At 71.4% G+C, this 6,581-nt stretch carries 7 protein-coding genes; 6 read left to right on the top strand and 1 reads right to left on the bottom strand.

What is annotated here, in order from left to right; translation table 11 throughout:
• The 5 genes from ACWCSD_RS44780 to ACWCSD_RS44760 all read left to right on the top strand — a co-directional run.
• Positions 1 to 630, top strand: a 630-nt coding sequence (locus ACWCSD_RS44780) for a lectin (protein WP_449924515.1), incomplete at its 5' end; no start/stop codon positions are given.
• A 77-nt stretch (positions 631 to 707) separates the two neighbouring features.
• Positions 708 to 2,039, top strand: a complete 1,332-nt coding sequence (locus ACWCSD_RS44775) for a glycoside hydrolase family 43 protein (RefSeq protein ID WP_449924512.1) — start codon at positions 708 to 710, stop codon at positions 2,037 to 2,039.
• Positions 2,040 to 2,544: 505 nt separating this feature from the next.
• Entirely contained in the window at positions 2,545 to 2,904 is a 360-nt protein-coding gene (locus ACWCSD_RS44770; protein WP_449924509.1) for a hypothetical protein, read from the top strand.
• A gap of 89 nt (positions 2,905 to 2,993) precedes the next feature.
• A complete protein-coding gene (locus tag ACWCSD_RS44765; protein ID WP_449924506.1) occupies positions 2,994 to 4,259 on the top strand; it encodes a sensor histidine kinase in 1,266 nt (421 codons plus the stop codon).
• On the top strand, positions 4,256 to 4,906 hold the full coding sequence (locus tag ACWCSD_RS44760; RefSeq protein WP_449924503.1) for a response regulator: 651 nt from the start codon (positions 4,256 to 4,258) through the stop codon (positions 4,904 to 4,906). Before ACWCSD_RS44765 ends, ACWCSD_RS44760 begins: the two co-directional genes overlap by 4 nt.
• A gap of 214 nt (positions 4,907 to 5,120) precedes the next feature.
• Here ACWCSD_RS44760 and ACWCSD_RS44755 read toward each other — a convergent pair whose 3' ends face one another.
• Entirely contained in the window at positions 5,121 to 5,819 is a 699-nt protein-coding gene (locus ACWCSD_RS44755; RefSeq protein ID WP_449924500.1) for an MBL fold metallo-hydrolase, read from the bottom strand.
• 123 nt (positions 5,820 to 5,942) lie between these two features.
• On the opposite strand from ACWCSD_RS44755, the gene ACWCSD_RS44750 reads away from it, so the two are divergent.
• Positions 5,943 to 6,581: LysR family transcriptional regulator (locus tag ACWCSD_RS44750; RefSeq protein WP_449924497.1), on the top strand; the 639-nt coding region annotated here is incomplete at its 3' end.

The following is a 6,581-nucleotide window of genomic DNA, read 5'->3' as shown; positions in this document are numbered from 1 at the left end:
CTGGAGGTCTGGCGCAAGCCGATGAAGAACGGCTCGGTCGCGGTCGTCCTGCTCAACCGGGGCACCTCGACCGCGACCGTCTCCACCACCGCCGCGGCCCTGGGGCTGGGCTCGGCGTCCTCCTACTCCGTGCGTGACCTGTGGGCGCACGCGACGTCCTCCTCGGCGGGGACGATCAGCGCGCCGGTCCCCGGGCACGGGGCGGCCATGTACGTCGTGACGGGAGGCGGCATCGTCCCGCCCACCGCGGTCGCGATCAAGGGAGTGGGCTCGGGAAGGTGCCTCGACGTCGCCGGCGCCTCGCAGGCCAACGGCTCACAGGCGCAGATCTGGGACTGCCACGGCCAGGCCAACCAGCAGTGGACGCCCACCGCGAGCGGCGAACTGCGCGTCTACGGCGGCAAGTGCCTGGACGTGTACGACGGCGGAACCACCGACGGCACCAACGTCATCATCTGGGACTGCAACGGCCAGAGCAATCAGCAGTGGCGCTTCGACGCCGACGGCACCATCACCGCCGTCGGCGCGAACAAGTGCCTGGACGTGCCGAACAACGCCACCGCCAACGGCACCAAGCTGACCATCTGGTCGTGCAACGGCGGCGCCAACCAGCGCTGGACCCGTAACTGACCCGTCATCCGGGAGCGATCGTGAGAATGGCATTACGGTTGCCGGCCACCACAAGAGCCGGACGCGGAATCGTAGGGGTGCTGGTCCTGCTCGGCCTCGTGGCGTTCCTGCCCGCCCACCCGGCCAGGGCGGACAATCCGATCATCCAGACCGTCTACACCGCCGATCCGGCGCCGCTGGTGCACAACGGACGGGTGTACCTCTACACCGGCCATGACGAGGACGGCTCGACCTGGTTCACCATGAAGGACTGGCGGGTCTGGTCCTCCGCCGACATGGTGAACTGGACCGACCACGGATCCCCGCTGAGCCTGACCACCTTCAGCTGGGCGAAGTCCGACGCCTGGGCGGGACAGACCATCTACCGGAACGGCCTGTTCTACTGGTACGTGCCCACGACCAACCGGGCGACCGGCCGGATGGCCATCGGGGTGGCCGTCTCCGACAGTCCGACCGGGCCGTTCAGGGACGCACTCGGACGGCCGCTGATCGAGAACGGCGAGATCGACCCGACGGTCTTCATCGACGACGACGGGCAGGCCTACCTTTACTGGGGCAATCCGCACCTCTGGTACGTGAAGCTGAACGCCGACATGACCTCGTACTCGGGAAGCGCGACGCAGATCCCGCTCACCACGGCGGGATTCGGCGCCAGGACGGGTGACGCCAACCGCCCGACGCTGTTCGAGGAGGGGCCCTGGGTCTACAAGCGGAACGGCCTGTACTACCTCGTGTTCGCGGCCAAGTGCTGCTCGGAGTTCATCGCCTACTCCACGGCCCCCGGCCCCACCGGGCCCTGGACCTACCGAGGGACGATCATGCCCACGCAGGGCGGCAGCTTCACCAACCACGCGGGCATCGTCGACTACCAGGGCGGCTCGTACTTCTTCTACCACAACGGCGCACTGCCGGGCGGCGGCGGCTTCACCCGTTCGGTGGCCGTGGAGAAGTTCGCCTACGGCTCCGGCGGCACGATCCCGACGATCAACATGACCGCGTCCGGGGCGCCCCAGGTGGGCACCCTCAACCCGTACGTCCGCCAGGAGGCCGAGACGATCGCCTGGGAGTCCGGGGTCGAGACCGAGCCCTCCAGCGAAGGCGGGATGAACGTCGGCTGGATCGAGAACGGCGACTACATCAAGGTCAAGGGCGTCGCGTTCGGCGCCGGCGCCAGGACCTTCACCGCGCGGGTCGCCTCGGCGGCCGGCGGCGGCAGGCTCGAACTCCGCCTGGACGGCGTCAACGGCCCGTCGGCCGGGACCTGCACCGCGCCGGGCACGGGCGGCTGGCAGACCTGGACCACCGTGTCCTGTGCGGTCAGCGGCGCGACCGGCACCCGCGACCTGTACCTGAAGTTCACCGGCGGAAGCGGCTACCTGTTCAACATGAACTGGTGGCAGTTCAGCTGACGTCGCATCTCCCGCGCGTCACCGGCGCCACCGCCACCCGCCTCCTGCCCCACCGGCGAGAGGGGGTGGCGGTTCCCGTGCGACTGACACCTGGTCGTCCGGCGTCAGCGGGGGCGCCGGCGGAAGCGGGTGCGGACGCGCAGGAGGCCGGGGGACCGACAGCCAGGTGATCGCGGCGCGCCGCTGAACGGAGCGGGCTCGGGAACCGCTGAGCAACAGGCCGCCGACGACGGGACGGAGGTGCAGACCTGGGACTCCGCCACGAAGGCCGACCAGAAGCAGACCTTGCCCGCATGAGCTGAGCGCTCACCGTCCTCGTGCCCGGGCGGCCGTCCCGGGCCGGGGCGCTCAGTGAGGGGGTGCTCCACCGATCGGTTGATCGGCTCCACCGCCTGAACGGTCACCCGAATCCACCGCCCACTCGGAGGATCGGGCGATCCGCGCGGGGCGCCTGCGTTGCGACGCTGGATCCCGTCGGTGAGCACCAAGGACGGAGATGGTCGAGATGCGCAATGTGGTGTGGCTGGTCAGAGGGTACGTCCTGGTCAGCGTGCTGACGCTGGTCACGATGGTCGTGTTCCGGAACGACGCGGCGACGGTCCCCGACTCGGTGTGGATCCGCGGCACGCTCGTCGCCGTCGCTTCGCTGGTCGCATGGTTCTTCGCGGTACGGGCGGCCAGGGGTGAGCGGAAGATGCTGCTGCGGCTGCGGATCGTCACCTCGATCATGCTCGTCGCGATCGTGGTGATCATCGCGTTGCCCGGTCTGTTCCCGCTCTGGTTCAAGCTGGAGCAGGGCGTCTGCGGCCTGCTCCTGCTGCCCGTGGTCGTCCAGCTCAACCGGCGGCCGGCGGACCGGCGCTGAGCGCGCCGGCCCGAGGGCGGCGGACGGCGCTTCCAGCGGCGCGGGAGTCTCGACGGCGGCGGCTAGATTGTTCTGGGAGCAGGTGAGCGATGGACAATTGGCGGATGGCCGCGCCGGCGGGCTGGGAGCGACGGCTCCTTCCCATGATCACCGTGGTCCCGTACGTGCTGCTGGCCGTCATGGCCGCCCTGACGATCGTCGTCAAGCACGACCAGCCGGGCTCGCTCGCCCTCGACCTCGCGCTCTGCGCGGCAGCCGCGGTGTGGAAGCTCGTGCTCTTCACGCTGCACCCGCAGTGGCGTGGGCGAGCTGGCGTGATGAGCGTGTTCCTCGCGGGCCTGATCCTGTTCGGGCTGGTCATGGTCGTACGCGATCCGTGGTTCGGCGTCTACACGCCCGCGCTGTACTTCTACGCCTTCCGGATCATCGGCTGGCCGCGTGAGCTGTATTTCATCGCGGGCGTCGCGGTGGTGGCGGGCACGGCGCAGTCGGCCGGCCTGGACGTCGGCACCTGGATGGGCCTGCTGGAGTATCTGGGAGTCCTGGCCGTCAACGTCGTGCCGATGTGCCTGATGGCCTGGCTCAGCGAGGTCGGCGCACGCTACTACGCGGCACGGGAGACGGCGCTGCGCGAGAGCAGGGAGGCCAACGCCCGGCTGGCCGCGGCCCTGGCCGAGAACGCGGCACTCCAGGAACGGCTGGTCGAGCAGGCTCACGAGACCGGCGTCCTGGACGAGCGGGCTCGGATGGCGCGGGAGATCCACGACATCCTGGCCCAGGGCCTGACCGGCATCGTCACGCAGTTGCAGGCGGCCGAGCAGGCGGCCGACGACCCGGCCGCGTGGCGGCGGCACCACGCGGCGGCGACCGCGCTGGCCCGGGAGAGCCTCACCGAGGCGCGGCGCTCGGTGGACGAGCTGCGCCCCGAACCCCTGGAGTCCGGCCGTCTGGCCGACGCCGTCAGCGAGGTCGCGGCCAAGTGGTCGGCACGCCACGGCCTTCCGGTCCAGGTGGCCGTCACCGGCGAGACCCGGACGATGCCTCCGCAGGCCGAGGTCGCCCTGTTACGGGTCGCGCAGGAGGCGCTGGCCAACGTCTTCAAGCACGCGTCCACCGCCACCCGCGTCGGCCTCACCCTCTCCTACACGGATCGGCAGGTGGTGCTCGACGTCCGCGACGACGGCCCCGGCTTCGACCCGGACGTGCGCGCCGGTCACGACGGGGGCTTCGGGCTGGTGGCGATGCGGCAGCGGATCGAGGCGCTGTCGGGCGCGTTGCGAATCGAATCAGAGGTGGGCGGCGGGACCGGGATCTCGGCCTGTCTGCCCGCGGACACGCCGGAGGCAGGCACATGAGTGACGCCATCAGGCTGCTCGTGGTCGACGACCACCCCGTCGTGCGTGACGGGCTCAGCAGCATGTTCGCCCGCGATCCCGAGTTCATCGTGGTGGGGGAGGCGTCGGACGGAGCCGAGGCCGTCCGGCTGGCCGAGACCCTCGCGCCGGACGTGATCCTGATGGACCTGCGAATGGCGGGCATGGACGGCGTCACCGCGATCGGCGAGCTGGCCAGGCGCGGCGTGCCGGCCCGGGTGCTGGTGCTGACGACGTACGACACCGACAGCCACGTGCTGCCCGCGATCGAGGCGGGCGCCACCGGTTACCTGCTCAAGGACGCGCCGCGCGAGGAGCTCGTCCGTGCCGTGCGCTCGGCCGCGCGCGGCGAGGTCGCGCTCTCGCCGTCGGTGGCCGCCCGCCTGGTGAGCCGGCTCCGCACCCCGGCCCCATCGACCGGGCCGTTGAGCCAGCGCGAACTGGAGGTGCTACGGCTGGTCGCGGCCGGCCACAGCAACCGCAAGGCCGCCGTCCGGCTGTTCATCACCGAGGCCACGGTCAAGACGCACCTGCTCAACATCTACGCGAAACTCGACGTCAACGACCGCGCGTCCGCGGTGGCGGAGGCGTACAACCGCGGCCTGCTCGGGACGCCCGAGCGCCCGTAGCCCTCGCCGCCCGGCCCGCTCCGGCAGCGCCTCTGCGGCGGGTCCGGGACCTGTACACCGACGTGTCCGGGCTGGACCTCCTGGCAGGACGACATCACCGCCGCCTCCGCCGACGGCCCCCGGCCCACTCCGGGGCGGCCTCTGCACACGGCGCCTCGCTGATGGCCTGGCTGGTACGCCTGAAGACGACGGCTGAGAACGCCTGAGCAGCGGGTCAGACGGGGATGTCGCCGGCCGCCTTCCGGAGGGCGTCGCCGGCGTCCGTGACGGGGTCGCCGTGGCCCACGCAGGCCGTCCGGACGTCCAGTTCGGCCAGCCGCCGGAACGAGCGGAGCATCTCGTCACGGTCCATGTTGAACACTCCGGGCATGACCAGCCCGGACACGTGCGCCACGGTGTCGCCCGTGAAGAGGACTCCGTGCTCCGGCAGGTGGAGGGCGATGCTGCCGGCGGTGTGCCCGGGGGTGGCGATCACGCGGGCCCCGCCCCCGAAGGCGATCACGTCGCCGTCCTCAAGCTCGCGGTCCACCCGGCACGGCGGCGCGGGCGGCAGCAGGTCGGCGCCCAGACTGCGATGCAGGGCCCGCTCCTCGTCGGTGAAGTTCGGCGGCGGGGCGGGCACGTCCCCTCGGATCACCGGGGCCTCCAGGCGATGGGCCATCACCGTGACGTCGCCCCACGCCGTCACGTCCGCCGCGCTGCCGCAGTGGTCCTCGTGGTAGTGGGTGAGGACGACCCGCCGTACGGCGTCGGTGCGCAGCCCGAGCCGGCCGATCGCCTCGGCGATCTCCCCGGCCGAGGTGGCGATGCCCGTGTCCACCAGGGTGAGCACACCGTCGTCGTTCCACAGGTACGCCTGCCCGAACGTCAGCCGCAGCAGGTGCAGGCGCCGGTCGACCTCCACGACCTCCATCGCGGGACCCCCCTCTCATCAGCACGGATGTCAGGGAACAGGTAACCGGTCCGCTCATGGCACTGTCCAACATCCATGGGACCGCGGATTGACAACCGATGGTTGTCGATGCAGGGTCTGGGCGTGGAAGCAGACGTTTCCGGCGTACGCGCCTTCATCGCGACCGCCGAAGAACTGCACTTCGGCAGGGCCGCAGCGCGCATGTTCATCACCCAGCAGGCGTTGTCGAAACGCGTCCGCAGGCTGGAGGACGCCCTCGGCACGCCGCTGTTCGATCGGACCACCCGGTCCATCGAGCTGACCGCCGCCGGAAGGCGGTTCCTGCCCCTGGCCGTGGCGGCGGTGGCGGCGTTCGACGAGGCCGTGGGGGCGGTCCGCGTGGCGGACAGCCCCGTCCGCGTGGACGTCTACGACGAGCGCTTCACGCCCCTGCGCATGGTCAGGGAGGCGAGCGAGCGCGACCCGCGGCTGCGCGTGGAGGTGAGTATGCGGCAGGGGCTCGCGGTGGCGCTGCCGGCGCTGCGCCGCCAGGAGATCGACGCGGCCTTCGGACGGGCGCGCGACCTGCCGTGGCCGGAAGAGCTGGCCCAGCGGCTGGTCCACCTGGAGCCCCTGGCCGCGTTCGTCCCGGAGGATCACGCGCTCGCGCACCTGAGGGAGCTGCGGCCCGCCGACCTGCGGGCGGGCGGCATCGCGATGCCCGACCCGGCGGGCGCCGCCGAATGGCGCGCCTACCTGAGACGCCTCGCCGACCGTCTCGGC

Source organism: Nonomuraea sp. NPDC001684 (assembly GCF_053596515.1).
The sequence above is the reverse complement of the archived record's forward strand: the minus strand, read 5'-3'. Positions and strand labels throughout refer to the sequence as shown.